General features: G+C 42.5%; 12 protein-coding genes. 1 reads left to right on the top strand and 11 read right to left on the bottom strand.

What is annotated here, in order from left to right:
- Positions 1-332 precede the first annotated feature (332 nt).
- From ACFQ0C_RS03675 to ACFQ0C_RS03640, 8 genes are all read right to left on the bottom strand, one after another.
- Positions 333-1,889 carry an AAA family ATPase gene (locus tag ACFQ0C_RS03675; protein ID WP_379364073.1) on the bottom strand — a complete coding sequence of 519 codons (1,557 nt, stop codon included), beginning with the start codon at positions 1,887-1,889 and terminating at the stop codon, positions 333-335.
- Positions 1,890-2,034: 145 nt separating this feature from the next.
- Entirely contained in the window at positions 2,035-2,736 is a 702-nt protein-coding gene (locus ACFQ0C_RS03670) for a hypothetical protein (RefSeq protein ID WP_379364071.1), read from the bottom strand.
- 797 nt (positions 2,737-3,533) lie between these two features.
- The gene (locus tag ACFQ0C_RS03665) at positions 3,534-7,799 is read right to left on the bottom strand and encodes a tetratricopeptide repeat protein (RefSeq protein WP_379364069.1); all 4,266 of its coding nucleotides are present in this window, start codon (positions 7,797-7,799) and stop codon (positions 3,534-3,536) included.
- Between the two features lie 120 nt (positions 7,800-7,919).
- Entirely contained in the window at positions 7,920-8,042 is a 123-nt protein-coding gene (locus ACFQ0C_RS03660; protein ID WP_379364067.1) for a hypothetical protein, read from the bottom strand.
- A 386-nt stretch (positions 8,043-8,428) separates the two neighbouring features.
- Complete coding sequence (rlmD, locus tag ACFQ0C_RS03655; protein WP_379364065.1) at positions 8,429-10,039, bottom strand: 23S rRNA (uracil(1939)-C(5))-methyltransferase RlmD; 1,611 nt, start codon at positions 10,037-10,039, stop codon at positions 8,429-8,431.
- The gene (locus ACFQ0C_RS03650; RefSeq protein ID WP_258218061.1) at positions 10,023-11,003 is read right to left on the bottom strand and encodes a diacylglycerol kinase; all 981 of its coding nucleotides are present in this window, start codon (positions 11,001-11,003) and stop codon (positions 10,023-10,025) included. Before ACFQ0C_RS03650 ends, rlmD begins: the two co-directional genes overlap by 17 nt.
- Positions 11,000-11,803 (bottom strand): sirohydrochlorin chelatase, encoded by an 804-nt coding sequence (locus ACFQ0C_RS03645; RefSeq protein WP_379364063.1) that lies wholly within the window; start codon positions 11,801-11,803, stop codon positions 11,000-11,002. Before ACFQ0C_RS03645 ends, ACFQ0C_RS03650 begins: the two co-directional genes overlap by 4 nt.
- A gap of 383 nt (positions 11,804-12,186) precedes the next feature.
- On the bottom strand, positions 12,187-12,477 hold the full coding sequence (locus tag ACFQ0C_RS03640) for a YerC/YecD family TrpR-related protein (protein WP_133231557.1): 291 nt from the start codon (positions 12,475-12,477) through the stop codon (positions 12,187-12,189).
- Positions 12,478-12,750: 273 nt separating this feature from the next.
- On the opposite strand from ACFQ0C_RS03640, the gene ACFQ0C_RS03635 reads away from it, so the two are divergent.
- A complete protein-coding gene (locus ACFQ0C_RS03635) occupies positions 12,751-13,245 on the top strand; it encodes a hypothetical protein (RefSeq protein ID WP_379364061.1) in 495 nt (164 codons plus the stop codon).
- 156 nt (positions 13,246-13,401) lie between these two features.
- Here ACFQ0C_RS03635 and ACFQ0C_RS03630 read toward each other — a convergent pair whose 3' ends face one another.
- The 3 genes from ACFQ0C_RS03630 to ACFQ0C_RS03620 form a co-directional block, all read right to left on the bottom strand.
- Complete coding sequence (locus ACFQ0C_RS03630) at positions 13,402-13,908, bottom strand: Uma2 family endonuclease (protein WP_379364059.1); 507 nt, start codon at positions 13,906-13,908, stop codon at positions 13,402-13,404.
- 172 nt (positions 13,909-14,080) lie between these two features.
- Positions 14,081-16,177, bottom strand: coding sequence for an S-layer homology domain-containing protein (locus ACFQ0C_RS03625; RefSeq protein ID WP_379364057.1), 2,097 nt, complete (start codon positions 16,175-16,177; stop codon positions 14,081-14,083).
- Between the two features lie 217 nt (positions 16,178-16,394).
- Positions 16,395-17,126 carry a ThuA domain-containing protein gene (locus ACFQ0C_RS03620; protein ID WP_379364055.1) on the bottom strand — a complete coding sequence of 244 codons (732 nt, stop codon included), beginning with the start codon at positions 17,124-17,126 and terminating at the stop codon, positions 16,395-16,397.
- Positions 17,127-17,249 lie beyond the last annotated feature (123 nt).

The raw sequence follows: 17,249 nt of genomic DNA, 5'->3' as shown, positions 1-17,249 counted from the left end.
TCGATGAAGTATAAATTTCTTAGGATTGAGCATTAATGAATTTGAATAAGCAGTTTTTAAAAGGGATATAAACCATATGTACTACTTTTCGGGCTCGTGTGATTAAACCAGTATTGTCCTCTGTATAACATTCAACTACATCGATTGTCGCTAAAGATACCGCATGGGACCATGCGGTATCTTTTGTTATAATTTTTATTTCCAATTAGTTTTCCTATTTCCTATCCATCGACTCTTGTTAAATCCTGATATGCTGAGCATAGGAAAATATTATACGCTTGGCTTATAACCATCAGCGTCAAAGCAAAATATATTAATGAAAAAAATAATTGTTATACCATTTCGATATCATCGGGTTCGATTACCATGAGTTTGTCTTTTGTAAGATCACTTTCTTTATATAACCGGAGCGATTGAAGTCGCTGAGATTTTTCAAATACATTTCTTACATATCGACCATTACCAAATTGAGGGGTTTTGCATGCTTCCTCACAAACTTGCCTTATTTTTTCCTCAGCCCCCTTAGTTAAGATATATTCCGCTTTCTGATACATCTTCCGTGCTATAAGTAACAACTCTTCCGTACTATAATCTTTAAATTCGATAATATTAGGAAAACGAGAACGAAGCCCAGGATTAATGTTAAGAAACTCTTCCATGTCCTTGCTGTAACCAGCTAGAATGACCACAAGACGTTCTCTATTGTCATCCATCAGCTTAACCAGAGTATCAATCGCCTCTTTACCAAAACCGTTCTCAGAATTGGCATCGGTACCAAGAGCATACGCTTCATCAATAAATAAAACCCCATCAAGTGAGTCCATAACCACTTGTTTTGTTTTTTCAGCAGTATGTCCTACATAACCCGCTACCAAGCCCGATCGATCCGTTTCTGTCACTTTCTCCTCCCTTAGGTACCCAACCATTTGTAGCAACTTAGAAACGATCCGAGCAAACGTAGTTTTACCCGTTCCCGGATTACCTTTGAATATCATATGGAGCGTTTGAGTATCGTTTGTGGCGAGTCCAAGTTCTTTCCGTTTCTTCATAATGACTAGGTGAGAATAAAGTTCCCGTATAAATTCCTTTACCTCTTTCAGACCAATAATCTCGTCCATTTGAGCAAAAATTTCTTCTTCGGTTGGTGAAGTACCCTCCTGCCTGTTATCAATCGTTCTTGGTACTGGTCCACCTGAAATTTCTTTTTCATTTCCTACCTGACTTTGTTGATTTACTAAATTGTCGTCATTGGATCCAACACCTAATTCACGTTCAATATATCTTTTTATCTCAGACATCTTAAAAATGTTGTAAATAGTTTCTTCTTCATTTTCATATTCTAAAAAGGTAGTTATTAAATGGAGGAGCGGCCACATGTAAGCAGGTTCTAGGTTATCAATACATTCCAGTACATCATTATTAACAATTGGGGCTTCACCAAAATCCCTAGCAAAATTAATACATTTCGAAAATACCTGTAACAATTCCAAATGAGGTTCAACTTCCGAAATCGCCCGATAGAGGTGTACATAGATTATGTTCTCAAGTAGAAGGTACACCTCCTGGATCAGGTCGTCCTCTTGCCGTTGCTTTTCTACACTTGCCATTAAATAGGTATATTGAAAAATCATCTGAGGATCTAAGATACCTTTACTATATATTCCTTCGGCAAAGTTCAGATTTAAAACTTTATCATCATCATATATACTTTGCAGGTAATCCCAATTCTCTTCAAAAGAACTTATCCTCCATTCAAGTCCTAGCATTGTTTTTTTGTACAACTCGCATATTTTTTCGAAGGCAGAAAAAAATCCGGCTTCACTTTGACATTCCGTAATTTGTTTACAATACCGGTGTAACTGTATTTCGGTTTCTTCGAATGTCGGCATTCTTTTCCCCCACTTTATGTTCTATCTTTTATAGGATTTCCCCTACAGACTTATAAGAATAGTAGTTTTATTACCGTCAAACACTCTTAGCGAAATGACCAACATCATATTTAGCCATGGGATCAACAAAATATTCTTTTAATTGTTAAGAAATAATTTCTTTTGGTAACAGTTTCAAAACTTGCCAACCTAATCCGTCTAATTCACTATTTAGAATATGTATGATTTGTATGCCAGCATATTGAAACCGACGATCTCTTATTATATGCTGGTGAGCGATACCGTTAGAAGGGTTAACATGACTTGGACCATCGCCATCGATCTCAATGGCTATTACCTTCTCTCCTGTCCAAAATAAAAAGTCGATACGATGAGCGGTATCGCTAACGAAGTGAAACTCATCTTCTTTCAAAGGATCTTTTAAATATAAATGAGCCTGCGGGATTGGTAATAAAGCAGATAGTAAGAATTTTGAATCATAACCCCATTCAGCACATGAAAAATATTCAAAGTATATTTTTAGAAATTCCCTCTCTTTAGTAGTTTCGCATTTACTCATTAGGTACCCTAAAATTGGTGATTTAATTGGGTCAATATTATTGTGGTATTTGTTATATTGAAATTCCGGGTCATCGAAATCAATAATAATTTCTGGGGAGATATTATTAATATCCCCTATTCTTAAAGGTTTTGAATTGTTTGTGTTCAAATAAAAACATGGGACCTCACTTTCAAAATAAGTAGCTTTATTATCGACCCCTTTCACCTTTATTTTGTTAATATCCCACTTAGTATTAAATCCATATGGAATGATTAAACTGTCAAATATCCGAAACTGTAGTGCCATCTATATACCACCTTTATACATTTTATATTTGTTTACCTCAAATTTTTTAGTACTCACTATCTTTTTCAAGTACCGTTTTCCATCATTCGGATTGTAACCTTTTATTTCTACATTATTTTACATAATCCTCCGCATCTCACAAGGGATATTAATTCAACCCCTTTTGCGCAATACCGCTAAATGTTATTTTCCAAGAATATTACTTGGATACACTTGTACGTTTCTATTGATTGTCTAGATAAGCAAAAAACACCTAGTTTGAAACTAAGTGTTTGCTTAGATAAGCTATTTATTTCGTCAACAATCAGTCAACTCCACTATTTTTCCGTTTCTGTTTCACACTTTCATCCCAGTTGTACTACTCCCCAAACCCGCTCTACCACTGCAATCTCAGTTCTCTGTACCATTCTTCACCAGCAAAGCTACCGATTCTAGGACACGGTATGCGTGACAATTTGCGGGTTTGATAGAGAATGTTATAGTCCGCTAAGGCCTTGACTTTGCTGAGTTTTTGACGTTTCTTTGACCCTTTTGGTTAATTTCGGAGAAACTTCCTCACCAATTTAACACCAACTTTTCGCCAGTTTTAGCACCATTTTCACACCAACAGTTATAAATATATGTACACCATATTTGAAACCAATAATGTAATAAAAGACACAATACTAGACATGTGTTCCCAAAGAAGTAAGGATTGGTTCATGGTTCATGTGTATGAAATATGAATACCGATAAAGGTTCACATGTTCCTGGGTACATATAAATATTACAGAGAGGAGCCCCTGCTCTTTAGTATGTTATTCATTTTTCCAAACTTCTAGCCCTGCCCATAGAATTGGATGAAAACTGCATAATTGTCTTTGCGATTGAATTAAAGCCTCACATAAACTCAAATGATTATTTTCATTCATCAAGTCTAGTATTTTCTCGAGAAGCTGGTTTGTGTACTTTATCGAAACATCCCACTTGCAGTACAAAATGTACGATATATTTTTCTCGAAAAGAGAAGACCAGACGCCATTATTTCTTTCTGCATAATCATCGACTGGAGTTCCGCTGCTGCAAGATATAACCAAAGCATTTTGGATTCGACCATTAATTTGAAGGTACTCATCAAGATGAATAGTCATTTTTTTCGATTTCTTTATTACTTTTGCTCCCACATAATCATAACCGTTAACCTCAGAAATTCCATGACCGACGAAGATATACGATTTCAAATCATCATTTATTTCAACGTATGAACTATCCACCTCTTGGAGTTCAATTTGTGCCTGCCGTTTAATCATATGCATGATTTGGGAGATACTTCTATCTTGTGGGTTTACGAAATTTGCAACAACCCTGTTGCTAAAGTCATTTTTATGAGCACTCCCGATCACATTAAAATCAATGATATTCTCAATACTATCAAACCATTCGATTAGCCATTTATTCTTATATCTCATGTAATTCATATTCATGTATGTTAGATTCAGATCCGGCATAAAAAATAATTTTTTATATCTATTTTCTTCCAAATACTTATATAGTGGTTTAATCAGCATGGACGAAATGTGTTCACATAATTCAATAAAGGCTTCATTACATCCCTTTTGATTTAATTGGTAATCACCAAGATAAATATCATGCTTAAAAACATCAAAAGCATCTTCGCACTTGGCAAAATCAATTTCTTCAACAGTAATTTCATTCTGATTTTTTGAGATTATATTATATATAAGGAAATTATCCAGCAAAACCAACTGACAGATTAATTCATTGTCATTTAGTTTGCTTTTTAAAGCGCTAAAATTATCTGCCGACAAATGTTCCGCTAATATGTTATATGACGGTAATGGTTTGAAATTAGGGTGATTTTCCTCCAAAAACCTTTTACATTCGATGAACCGGTTAACTATGTGTTCATACTCCTCGTCAACAACTCCTTTCTGCTCCATTGTCTGGAGCACGTAAAAAAGGTCATAATAATCGTTGTTTGCTTTAATTAATTCTACCGTCCTTTCATCACTTGTTATTTCTAAATTATTAAACAATTTTTGTTCAATAATTGATCTAGGAGCAATATTTAAGAGACTATTCCTTACGTGCAAATTATTTAATAGGGCTGAATCGTTCGACTCTATAAATTCCCTTCCCACAATTTCCAATAAACTTCTGTAAATTGTGTTGGCTTGTTTTCCAATGAACGACCGTTCTCTCTTGAAATAAACGGTTCTTATTTTTTCTATTTGTTCTATAGATAGTAATATAAAATCTTTAGCATGCTTATAATCTTTTTGGTGTAACAAGATCTTTGCCCACTCAAAATATATCTTATAACTTAAAGATATTTTATTCATTATGTTTATGTGAAATGAGGTAGAAAATTTAAGAATATATTGATGTGCTTTTTGTTCCATTCCATTGCAGCAGTATGTATCTATAAGTATCTTAATTTCATTTACAAAAGTCTCCTCTTCTTCTTCCGGAACATTTAGTAGAACTTCAAGCTCCGGATGATCATCCCAAAAATGATCCAATCTCTTAAGAAATTCCGATCTATTATGAATGATATAATCATATTCGTTTGTAATGTAATGGTACTTAAGTTTAATATTCCTATCACCCAAGATATCCACTAATCGACATAACGAATCTTTTTTATCCACATCCAATTGAAGATTTTTAGAGCCATTATATAAAAAGTCCATTATGTTATTGAATGCATAAACAAATGGGAAGACCATCTCTTCACATTCTATTCCCATTTCTATGGAAGCGATTCCCGCTGCCATACTTTCGACTTCATCGCCCATTTTGAAATTAGAACTGCTCCAAGCAAGAAGACCAAAAGTAACAGCCAGTTTCTTATCTTTTTCGCTAATCGCAGTGGAGGAAAGTCTAAAGATGGTAAAAATGATGTCGTTGGCTTTTTGGAATTCTCCATGTGCTATCAAGTCTATTGCTGTAAAAAACAATAACATTAACTGATGATTAAATAGGGTAGGACTAAGATAGTTTTGACCCTCTATTTGTATTACTTTATCAAAAATAGATTCATCCACATCAAAAGAGAAATTGGTTTGTCGGAATAAATCTTCATCCAATTTAGACCATTTTTCAATTTTTTCAAAAATAATTTCAATAAACTGTTTTTTCCATTCTTCGTAAGGCAGAGTATCTTCAATATATTTGCTCCATTTAAAATTCCCTTGATCTTTATACGTTAAAATTCCAATATCATCAACCAATTCCATGGAGAACTCTTTTAGATTCTTCTGTTTACTCGAATGATTGGATTCAGATAATTTATCTTTAAGTATATGTAGTCTCTGTAAAGCAGCTTCGTAGGCAAAAGGAGTGTCAATCATCCTGTCTATTTTCTGAAAATACTCTAAAGCTTCTTTAGCTTTTTTCTTATCCTTATATAATATCAGTCCCAGTCTAAAAAATACTTCACTCTTTATTTCTGGATAATTTTCAGCATAATTCATTAATAGTTGTTCAATTTCGGATCCCTTATGTTGATCGATATTAGATAAAATCAAATTTATTTCATGAAGAAGTTTAATCCCTATTTCATTAGTTAAATTATAAAGTTCATACCATTTTTCTGCGGACTCAAGGTATCTCTCGCTGTTGGTAAGATAGTTAGCAGCGTAACGAATAACTTCCTGATCCTCGTTATTTATTTGAAGGGCTTTATTAAGCCACTCATCAAAAAGCTGAATATCCTCTAAGTGCGTGACCGCCCTTAAAATGGCAGGCATTAGATTCGATAGATATTTGTCGTCCTCATACAAGCTCACTAGGATCTCTAGGGCTTTCGGGTACTGCTTTTTATTCAAATAAAAGTTAGCGATGATCAGTTGATTGGCCGGCGGCATATTTTCCAATACCGAATTGAAGTGTTCTTCTGCAGTTATGTAGTCGTTCCTTATCAGGCATTTTATTCCCAGTGCAAAATAGTAATTATTGTCCCCAATGACTTGTTTATTTTTAGCTATGGCAGCATCAAATTCTTTATCATCAATTAGACCTTCACTTAATTCATTAAACAGATAATAAATTTGATTTACTTCAACATTTTCAGAGCTCGTAATACTATAAATATCAAAGCTATCCACATTAAGTGCTGCATCAGTTATTAATTTAGCAGGATTGAATACATCATCTAAAGTATAGATCATGGTTGTATTGATGTTTTTCAATTTAGACTTTACGAATAAATGATCAATCCCTTGTACAAACTCATTCCAATTTACCGTATTTGGAGTATGAAGATTTAGTTTTCCATCCTGAAAAGTTGTTGTGCTTATGGCTTTACTCTTGTTTAGAGAAGCAAACTTGTTAATACCGATTATTAATAGAAAAGAATGTTCATCCAAGTTATCGAGTATTGAAGCTAAATAATTATAGTTTAGTAGCGGATCACTCTTAAATTGAAGACGAGAGATCTGATCCTGTTGTTTTCTATTTCCAAACAAAGAGAGTATCTTTTTATAGTGTGTTTCACCAAAGATTTTATGATCGTATGAAACAATCTGAATTTTATCTATATCGGTACTTAGATAAAATAGCACAAGATTTTGTGCAAATATAGCCCGACTCTCATCTAACATAACTAATAGGCTATCAGTACGATATACAGGAAATACTCTAAGCATATTTTCGATATTAGTTAAATCCTCCATATATTTATAAAAACTTTGTTCACTTAATGATTCATGCAGTAACTGATACAATGTATTACTAATTATCATTTCTTCAGTTATACTTTGCGATTGGATGCATTCATGTATATATGAATATATTTCGCTTAAATTAGTATTAGACAGATTATTAAGCTCTCCATCGAACGACAAATCATTGAGTAATTCACTTATTTCATTATTTTCATGTTGAATTAGATCCTTTAAATAAGTAGCGTCATCCGAAAAATTATGTTCTTTGAGCTGATTTATTCCAAAATATCTTACGACTATAAAGAACCCGACAAAGGTTCTTAGCGGATCATTGTTCTCTCCCAACATACTTCTAAATTTTGATATGAACTCATGTGCCTCAGTATGTTCACTCATCATGAACCTCCCATGTCTGCCTGTTTGCTTCAAGTTTTTTTAAAAATAAAGAGCGAGAGCCCGCAAGAATGAGAATACCTCCTGGGGAATAGGCCAACTCTCTACCTCGCTCGTTAAGGGCTATTTCTCTTCCGTTTCGGTTGAGGCTGTTGCATATTCACGAATCTGTTTGCCAAAGCTGTCTCTTCCGAAGTAAAACGTAATTCTAAACTTAGTTCCTACTTTTGTAATGCTCCCTTGCATCTGCACCACCATCCCTGACCTAAATGAATCGTATGGGATTCCCCTACCTCATTTGTATCGTAACATGGCGCACTGACTTCGTGAAATACCCCCCTCTTGTAGTCCAAAGGACTATAGAACTCTTCAAAAATCAGAGATCCAAAAAGTTTTGGACTACATTTGGACTACATTTTTGCCCCTAAAATGGGAAAAACCCGCTCCAAGAGCGGGTTTCAAAATGGAGGTGAGAGGAGTCAAACCCCTGTCCCAATAATTGAAGCATTAGGCATCCCCCAATTAATCTATTGATTTCGTCAACAATCAGTCAACTCTACTATTTTCACGCTTCTGTTTCATACTTTCAACTCATCTGTACTACTCCCCAAACCCGCTGTACAACTGCAATCTCAGCCCTCTGTACCATTCCTCACCAACAAAGCTACCGATTCTACGTGCACGGTATGCGGAAACATGTCCACCGGCTGGACCGTGACGGTGGAATAGCCCCCGTCCTCGAGGACGCGGAGATCGCGGGCCAGTGTCGATGGATTACACGACACATAGACTACGCGATCCGGGCGCATCTCGAGGATGGTCTCGAGCAGCGCCGCGTCGCAGCCCTTGCGCGGCGGGTCAACGACGATGACGTCAGGCGCGATGCCCTGACGCTTCCACGCGGGGATGACTTCCTCCGCCGCGCCAACCTCGAACTGAACGTTGCGTACGCCGTTCAGCACAGCATTGCGCCGAGCATCGTCAATCGCTTCGCTGACGATCTCGACGCCGTACACTTGGCGCGCGCGCTGCGCCAAGAACAGCGAAATCGTGCCGATGCCGCAATAGGCATCGATCACGGTCTCTTCGCCGCTCAAGCCGGCGAACTCAAGAGCCTTCCCGTACAAGACCTCCGTCTGTACGGGGTTCACTTGATAGAACGATCGCGCCGAGATCGCGAATCGGACGTCTCCGATGGTATCGTAGATAACATCGTCGCCCCACAGCACCTTCGTCTGATCGCCGAAGATGACGTTCGTTCTGCCCGTGTTCACGTTCTGGCAGATGCTCTTTACATCCGGTATAGCCGCGCGAAGCAGGCCTACCAGCTCATCCTTGTGCGGTATATCCAATCCGTTCGTAATCAGAACGACCATAATATCGCCGGTGTTGAAACCATAACGAGCTACCACATGACGCAGCAGCCCTTTGTGCGTCTCTTCGTTATAAGCTCGGATGCCGAGCTCGCGGGCGATGCGTTTGACCTCGGCTACGACGCGGTCATTGTTCTCTTGCTGGATGAGGCACTCATCCATGTCGATGATACGGTGGCTGCCTTGGGCGTAGAAGCCGCCGACCAAGCCGCCCTCTCTGTCTGCCGAAGCAGCCTCGAAACCAATCGGTACCTGAGCCTTGTTGCGATAGCGCCATGGCTCGCTCATGCCAAGCGTCGGGAGCACGACGATACCTTCACTAGCAACCGATCTACTGATTAACTTACCTTCGGATTCCGCTTCAGAGTCCGATCCTGCCAATCTCGAAGAGCCCCCGCTTACCTTCAGCTTCCCAATCCGCTCCAGGTTGTCCACCACCAGCTGCCGCTTAAAGCGCAGCTGGCCTTCGTAGCTCAAGTGCTGCAGCTGACAGCCGCCGCACTGCTTATAGATCGGACAGGGCGCAGCCACCCGATCCGGGCTAGGCTCAAGAATCTTCAGCAGCTTCGCATAGCCGTATTGCTTCTTGAGCTTCATCACCTTGACGAGCACGCGCTCGCCGGGAAGGGCACCCTGAATAAAAAGGGTAAAGCCGCCGACGCGGCCTACCCCTTCTCCCTCATGACCGATGCCGACAATCTCGGCTTCGTATTCGCTATTTTTTTCGACCGGCAGCCCTTCAATCGCAGCGGAAGCTGCCGACTCTCTTCTCCCAGCACCAGCACCCGTGTTCTGCCCTTGCTTACGCTCTTGTCCCCTATCGTTACGGCTGCTTCCACTGCCGCCTCTTCTTCTATTCATCTTGCTCATGATCTTCCACTCCGGGTTTCATTTTCCAAGGCAGCTTGATTTGCTGCAAAGGATTGGTTTTGTATACGGATTGACCGCTTTCATCAATGAAAATTTGTATATGTGAAGGCAGGTTCGTGAATACGCAAGGAAGCGTGCCACCGAACTCGCCGTCCAGGTTGATCTGTACATAATCAGGTGAGGTCACCTGAATGGTTCGCGTCTGCAAATAAATGATATTCGGATCGCCCAGATGCTCGCCTCGCAGTGCTAAGGAAACGACACGGATGAACTCTGCGAGATTGCATTTTTTGAGAATCAGCACATCGAACAGCCCGTCGTTGAGTGAAGCGTCCGGCGCCAAACGCTCGAAACCGCCTACAGAATTGCTGTTAGAGATCAGGAACAGCATCACTTCCTCATGCAGATCTCCTGCATCCGTACGGATGTACAGCTCGATTGGCCGCAGCCGCGGCAGCTTCTCGATTCCTTTCATATAATAGGCCATTTGACCAATCATAGTCTTAAGCTTACTTGGCACCTCATAGGTCAGCTCCGTCATGGAGCCTCCACCGGCGATGTTGATGAAGTAGCGCTGGTTCATTTTGCCGACATCGATGAATGGAGCATGCTGCTGCAAAATAACATCAACTGCGCCTTCCCAGCTGCGCGGAATATTAAGCGCTCTCGCAAAATCATTGGTCGTCCCAAGCGGTATGATACCGAGTGGCGGACGGTAGCTTTTCTCGGCCACTCCATTAATAACTTCATGGAGCGTGCCGTCACCGCCGGCAGCGATGATAATATCGAAACCTCTTTCGATAGCATCCGCCGCGGCTAATGTAGCGTCCCCTTCACCGATAGTTGCGTGAGTCGAGGTTTCCAGTCCGCCCCGCTCCAGTCGTTGTAAAATTTCCGGCAGCCGCTTTCTCATTTCCTCTCTGCCAGAGGTTGGATTATAAATCAATCTTGCGCGTTTACTCATTCCTCAATCACCCGTTCACTCCGAATTCCAGTATCATTTCCGCTCCAATAAGGAGCCGTCTGCCGTTCCATCCATCTCGATAGCAGAGGATGAGGCAGCAGCGCTCTCCCATTGTATTTATATGTACCCTCTGTCAACCGAGAAGGTATCACATCGTTCGTAAAATAGCCATCGCTTAAAAACAGCGGTACGACCAGCACCGTATGCTGCGGCTTATGCTTATGCCATCCGTTCATTTTGGAGCCGATTTGATCAGGCAGCAGCATCGCTGTATCCGACTCATCAAAGCCGCCCAGCTCCTTCAGCCTGCCTGCCAGCTTCTCCAGGCCTGTCCTCCACTGCTCATGAAAGCCTTCCTCCACACTGCCATGCCCCACAAGAAGCACTATTTCACTCTTCGGGTCGACGGAGAGCTGCTTCATTTTTTCATATAAAATTTCGGCAATGACAGGATCATCATCAATCGGAGAAGTGAAATGGATTCTTGCCCTTATAGCAAAAGGCCTCATATCCGTAGGTAGCGCTGGCTCTGCCTTGACGCCAAGTGCATAGCTAATTTCATCTATATGCGTGCTGCCCGAAGAAACAAAGAACGGCACGACAATAATATCGGTTACCCCGAGTGATTCCAGATGCGTAATCCCGTCTTGGATTAACCGCCCCTCGACAATTTCCAGAAATGAGGAGTAAACTGCAATCCCTTCCGGCGTTTCCATTGCCTCTACGGCCTCATCCACCAAACGAACCCATTCCGCACTGCGCGAACCGTGGCTTATGACTAATATGCCGTATTTTACCACCAACTATCCCCTTCCTTTTCGCGAAAAAAAGAAGGCGTTTGAACGCCCTTCGACTCGTTTTCTAGCCATTTTCCTAATTATAGCATAAAAACGAACCCTACGTTGGTTGTCACACTTTTGCCCTACAAGAATGAGCAGCTTGGATCGTCCTCTCCAAACGAGGTCATTTGTCAGGTTAAGCGAAGCCAGGTTTTGCAGATTTATGCCCGCATTCAACTGAAAAAAGGCCCCTTATCCCATCATCCCACAAAGGAAGATCAATAGGAGGAGGCGCCTTCATCAAAACCATCTTCACTCTAATCGAGCCATGGAGAGCTTGGGAAAGTCTTATGCCCCTCAACAGCAGGCATTCCCCGCGATTCTCAATGATTCGACCAACTAAATTAGCGTCCGAGTCGCTCCAAAGTCAACTTATAACCGTCATTGCCATAGTTCAGGCAGCGTTTCACACGGGAAATCGTAGCTGTGCTCGCGCCTGTCTCCGCTTCGATCTGGTTGTAGGTGTTGCCTTTGCGCAGCATTCGAGCTACCTCCAGACGTTGGGATAAGGACTGGATCTCGTTAACCGTACATAAGTCGTCAAAAAACACATAACACTCTTCGATATCTTTAAGCGTTAAAACCGCTTCAAAAAGCTGATCGATCGCTTTGTCATTTAATTTTTTCAATTGCATGTCTCGTTCAACCCCTTGCTGGTCTACTTCAATTCTTACAGAGTACTATTCGACAGAGGCTTATAAAATCCTCCCTTTAGATTAGCAAAACTTTACTATTTTTATGCGGCAATGTGCTAAAACATTGTAAATCGTTGCGAAACCGTGACAGGAGTCCAATCCATCCATTCGCCTATCACATAAACTACACTAGGTAAAACGTCTATTTCGTCCTGCAAAGCAGCCGGCCGAGTCCGTACTTTGCTTAAATCCAATAAAAGGATCGTGAAACTCGTGAGTATTCAAAGACCAACGATAGGGAATCAAGGCACACAAATTCGCAGCTTCCAGGAAGCGCCCTCTTCCTTCCAGGGAGGGGGACAGTATCCGTCCAGCTCGTACCCGGGACTCCAGGTAAGCAGCTTTAGCCAACCGCAGACGTACACACCGCCGGCGCCGGCAACAAACGGCGGAGGCGGCCTTCTGGGAGGACTTTTGGGCGGAGGTGGTGGTGGATCATCCACAGGAGGTGGCTCCTTCAACATCGCGCAGATTAAACAAATAGTCGACCGTTTGGGCGGCATTGAGGGCATCATGCAAACCATGAGCAAAGTACAGAAAATAGTGCAAAATGTGCAGCAAATGGCACCAATGTTGAAAGTACTAATGGCCTCCTTCGGTAAAAAGAAAGCAGCCGAATCTGACGCCCCACGCCGCAAACGCCGCAAGCGCAAAGGCGGCCCCTCCGCAGCAGGCAAAAGAAAACGCAAACGCTCCTCCGGACGCTAACTATTAACGGTTTGCATTCTACACTCTGGCAGCGAAAGTAAGGGAGCTGAAGCCACTGCTGATCGACACTCCGCCATTCCACGAAAAAAGAGCTGCTCACGGATCACCGTAGCGGCTCTTCTGTTATTTATATGCGTGCACTTGTTAGATGGGTCTTTATTCAAAAATTTCCTCATGCGCTAACTCAATAGAAGGGAACAGGTGAGATTGCTCTACACGCTCGTATTTGTTGTCTGTCAGGTAAAACAGCTCAACTTTTTCAACAAATGGCTTCACAATCCAGTATTCACGGACACCGAATTGCTCATATAGTTGAAATTTTTCTACAAGGTCGCGCTCTGCATTTTTTTTGCCTGGAGAGACGATTTCAACTATAAGATCAGGTGCTCCGAAAATGCCTTTGGCTTGAACAATATCGAGACGATCGGTGCTGACATACGAAATATCAGGCAAACGAAAGTCTTTTCGAGTTACATCCGCATGCAGATAAGCCGCCGTGTTCGAACCAAACACCTTGCCGAGCTTGTTGCTGCGTACATAGTTGTTTAGAATAGTCATAACATTAACTACAACATACTCATGATCAGTACTGTCAGGAGTTATTATAATCTTTTCCCCATTCCAAAACTCGTAACGTTCGTCGGTCTCCAATTCATATAACATTTCTTCATCACCTCGCTGCTTCAGCATACCATAAATATTCTACCGAGTGAGCGAAGCACTCGTATCTCTTATATCCTACGGTGGAGTCCCTCAATTTCCTCAGAAATTTATCCGACAAGAGCTTAATCTTTTACAGGGCAAGTGCAAACCTGATTCACAGGTAGTTTCAACCTTATTTCTTCATCACATTTTGCAGGCTAACAATAGCACTTGCCGCTTCGGCACGGGTTGCAAATACATCCGGCGCGAACTTCCGGGCGTTCAGACCACCTACAATGATAATGCCCGTCTTCTCAGCTGTTGACGCGGCACCTTTCGCCCACTCCGGGATGCTGTTGTAATCTTCGTAGCCCGAGACTGGACTCGCTTCGACCGGCAGGCCGGAAGCTTTCACAACCATCGCCGCCATCTCAGCGTGAGTAATGTTGGCGCCCGGACGGAACGTATTATCCGGGTATCCGCTGATGATGCCCGCCTTCACAGCTGATGAAACCGATTGTACAGCCCACTGCCCGATGCTGTCCGTATCGTGAAACCGCAGCTCGGCTTCTTCTTTGCCCGGGTTCATGCTGTTCATCAGCATGACGGTAAACTCAGCGCGAGTGATGTTCCCCTCGGGCAGGAAGGTCCCATCCGGATAACCGTGTGCGATATCCCTTTTTACCGCTTCCCGGATGGCCGCATTTGCCCAGTTTCCGTTAATATCCGAGAAGGGATCTGCACCTGCTCCCTGCTGTGGTGCTGTCACCGGGTCCGGCTCAGGGGCCGGTACGGCTATAGTACCGGTAACCGTCACATTACATTTGGCCACAAACTCGCCGTCTTGCGTCTTGACGGTAATGACGGCTGAGCCAACCGATTTACCTGTCACATTGCCTTCGTTGTCCACTTCAGCCTTTAAAGGATCGCTGCTCTCCCAGCTTACCCGTTTGTTGGCAGCGCTACTCGGTATTACAGCCGCCGTAAGAGCTTGCTTTTGCCCTATTTCCAAAGCAAGCTCTCTCTTATTCAATGTAACGCTGCTTACCGGGACCGTACCGAGCGCGTACAATACTTCACTGTAAGTTTTTACATAAACCGTACCGTCAGGTCCAATTGCAGGATCGGTTCCGATTAAATAGTCGGTATTATAGCTCCATCTGCCCGAGCCATTCGCATTTACTGCATATACAACACCCTCCAATGTTACAATATAAACCGAACCGTCCACGCCGATCACAGGTGCGAAAATTACCGTGTTTATACCGGGATGTTCGACTTTGGTAGTGAATACCCATTTCTTAGTCCCGTTCGGATGGATCGCGTACAAGTTTTTATCATTGGATGCCACATAGAGGGTACCGTCTTTTCCAATAGCGGGAGAAGACTTAATTTCCCCTCCGGTAGCAAACGTCCATTTCACAGTACCGTCCGGATTGAGGGCATACAGGTTTTTATCTTCCGATCCCGTATAAATCGTACCGTCCGCACCAACGACCGGAGCACGATGTATTTTGCCCCCTGTGGCAGTCTCCCACTTTTTCATTCCATTAGGCTTCATTGCCAGCAAATTATGGCCGGATCCCACGTATACGGTACCGTCTTCTACTGTTTTAGCGGAGGATGGGGACCAAGGGGACTCTTTAACATCCCAGTCTATAGACCATTTAATAGATAGATCGGGTTTGATGGCGAAAAATTTGCCGGTAAGACAGCCTGTATACATAGTGCCGTCCGTGTCGACCGTAAGCGATCCGCCAAGCTGGCATTTCATATCGAGCTCCCATTTTTTCGATCCGTCAGGATTAACCCCATATAGCTTTTGCCCTGCTGCCGCATAGATCGTTCCATCGGTGCCGACCACTTGGGCTACGACGATTCCGCCTGCCGCAAAATCCCACTTCGTTATTCCGTCCGGAGAAATAGCGGATAAGCTGCTGCCCCCTGTTCCGATATAAAGAGTGCCGTCCGCGCCGATTGCTGGAGGAGTGTAGCTGTAGTGGCTGCCATCCCTATTGTCCAACAGCTTATCCCATCTGTATGTTCCTTTCTTTGGATTTAATTGAATGGGGCTGAGCTGCTTGATGATGTCTTCTATTTTATTGAGATCCTGAACGTCCTTAATGTCCTTAAAGTCCTTGATGTCCTTGATTCTGGTAATATCCGGTACCACTATACTATCTTTTATACTTTGCAGGCCTGACTCCGACCATGCGGTACCCGCTGGAAACACACCTATAGCTAACCATGCTGCAAGGAAAAATGCTACGTATCGTATCGCGACAATCAACTCCTAGACTCACCGCGGCTGCGTTGAAAGAATGGTTTCAAGCCCATTATCTTACTTCTCTATGGGAACTTCAATCCGACTGGGTGCTTATTTTCATGTCGAACTGTATCAGTATGCAAGTCATTTATTGTCCAGGCAACACAGACAAAAGCCCGACCAGAACATGAATGCTCCGGACGGGCTTGTTTTGAATAACTGATTGCTGTCTTGTATGCAATTAACCTTTGGCTTTAATAACCTCAAGCGGCTTATGGTTGCCGTATTTCGGGTATTCGCGTGTGCTCGGAGCGGCCCAATGAACAGCGTTGCTAATAACACGGCGAATTTGCTCGTTGTAGTAGGTCCGGTACGTTTCGTGTCCTGGGCGGAAGTAGAAAATTTTGCCTTGACCCCGACTAAATGTGCAGCCGCTGCGGAATACTTCGCCGCCTTCAAACCAGCTGACCATGATTAGCTCGTCCGGCTGCGGGATATCGAAGTGCTCGCCGTACATTTCTTCGGCTTCCAGATCAATATACTCTCCAATACCCTCTACGATAGGGTGGCCTGGGGACACAACCCAGATGCGTTCCTTCTCGTCAGCTTCTCTCCATTTCAGATCGCAGGAGGTTCCCATCAACGTTTTGAACACTTTAGAGAAATGACCGGAATGCAGAACAATCAGGCCCATGCCTTTTAGAACACGGCTTTGGACACGTTTGACGATTTCATCCTGAACCTCGCCATGCGCTTTATGCCCCCACCAGATAAGAACGTCGGTATTTTGCAGTCTTTCTTCCGTGAGACCGTGCTCCGGCTCATCCAAAGTAGCATAGGATACTTCCACATCTCCACTTATGCCTTCACCAATCGCCTGATGAATGCCATCCGGATAAGCGGCGCGGACCTTCTCATTTTCCTTCTCATGACGGAACTCATTCCATACGGTAACTCTCAGCTTCTGGCTCATAAATTTATCCAACCTCCAACAATTAGTAACATAGTAGCTACCTTAAATTATAAGATAACGCCGAAAAAAAGAAATTCTCAATACTGCCGCATCTGTATGCAAAACTGCCATCGCTTCCCCAAA

Source organism: Paenibacillus sp. GCM10027630, assembly GCF_042676305.1.
Taxonomy (GTDB): domain Bacteria; phylum Bacillota; class Bacilli; order Paenibacillales; family NBRC-103111; genus Paenibacillus_S.
Note: the sequence above shows the minus strand (reverse complement) of the source record. Positions and strands in the feature narration are given on the sequence as shown.

Bases quoted from the DNA above. Each gene is read 5' to 3' on its own strand.
- ACFQ0C_RS03675 (WP_379364073.1), bottom strand. From the start codon at position 1,889: ATGCCGACATTCGAAGAAACCGAAATACAGTTACACCGGTATTGTAAA.
- ACFQ0C_RS03670 (WP_379364071.1), bottom strand. From the start codon at position 2,736: ATGGCACTACAGTTTCGGATATTTGACAGTTTAATCATTCCATATGGA.
- ACFQ0C_RS03665 (WP_379364069.1), bottom strand. From the start codon at position 7,799: ATGAGTGAACATACTGAGGCACATGAGTTCATATCAAAATTTAGAAGT.
- ACFQ0C_RS03660 (WP_379364067.1), bottom strand. From the start codon at position 8,042: ATGCAAGGGAGCATTACAAAAGTAGGAACTAAGTTTAGAATTACGTTT.
- rlmD (WP_379364065.1), bottom strand. From the start codon at position 10,039: ATGAGCAAGATGAATAGAAGAAGAGGCGGCAGTGGAAGCAGCCGTAAC.
- ACFQ0C_RS03650 (WP_258218061.1), bottom strand. From the start codon at position 11,003: ATGAGTAAACGCGCAAGATTGATTTATAATCCAACCTCTGGCAGAGAG.
- ACFQ0C_RS03640 (WP_133231557.1), bottom strand. From the start codon at position 12,477: ATGCAATTGAAAAAATTAAATGACAAAGCGATCGATCAGCTTTTTGAA.
- ACFQ0C_RS03630 (WP_379364059.1), bottom strand. From the start codon at position 13,908: ATGTTATATGAATTGGAGACCGACGAACGTTACGAGTTTTGGAATGGG.
- ACFQ0C_RS03620 (WP_379364055.1), bottom strand. From the start codon at position 17,126: ATGAGCCAGAAGCTGAGAGTTACCGTATGGAATGAGTTCCGTCATGAG.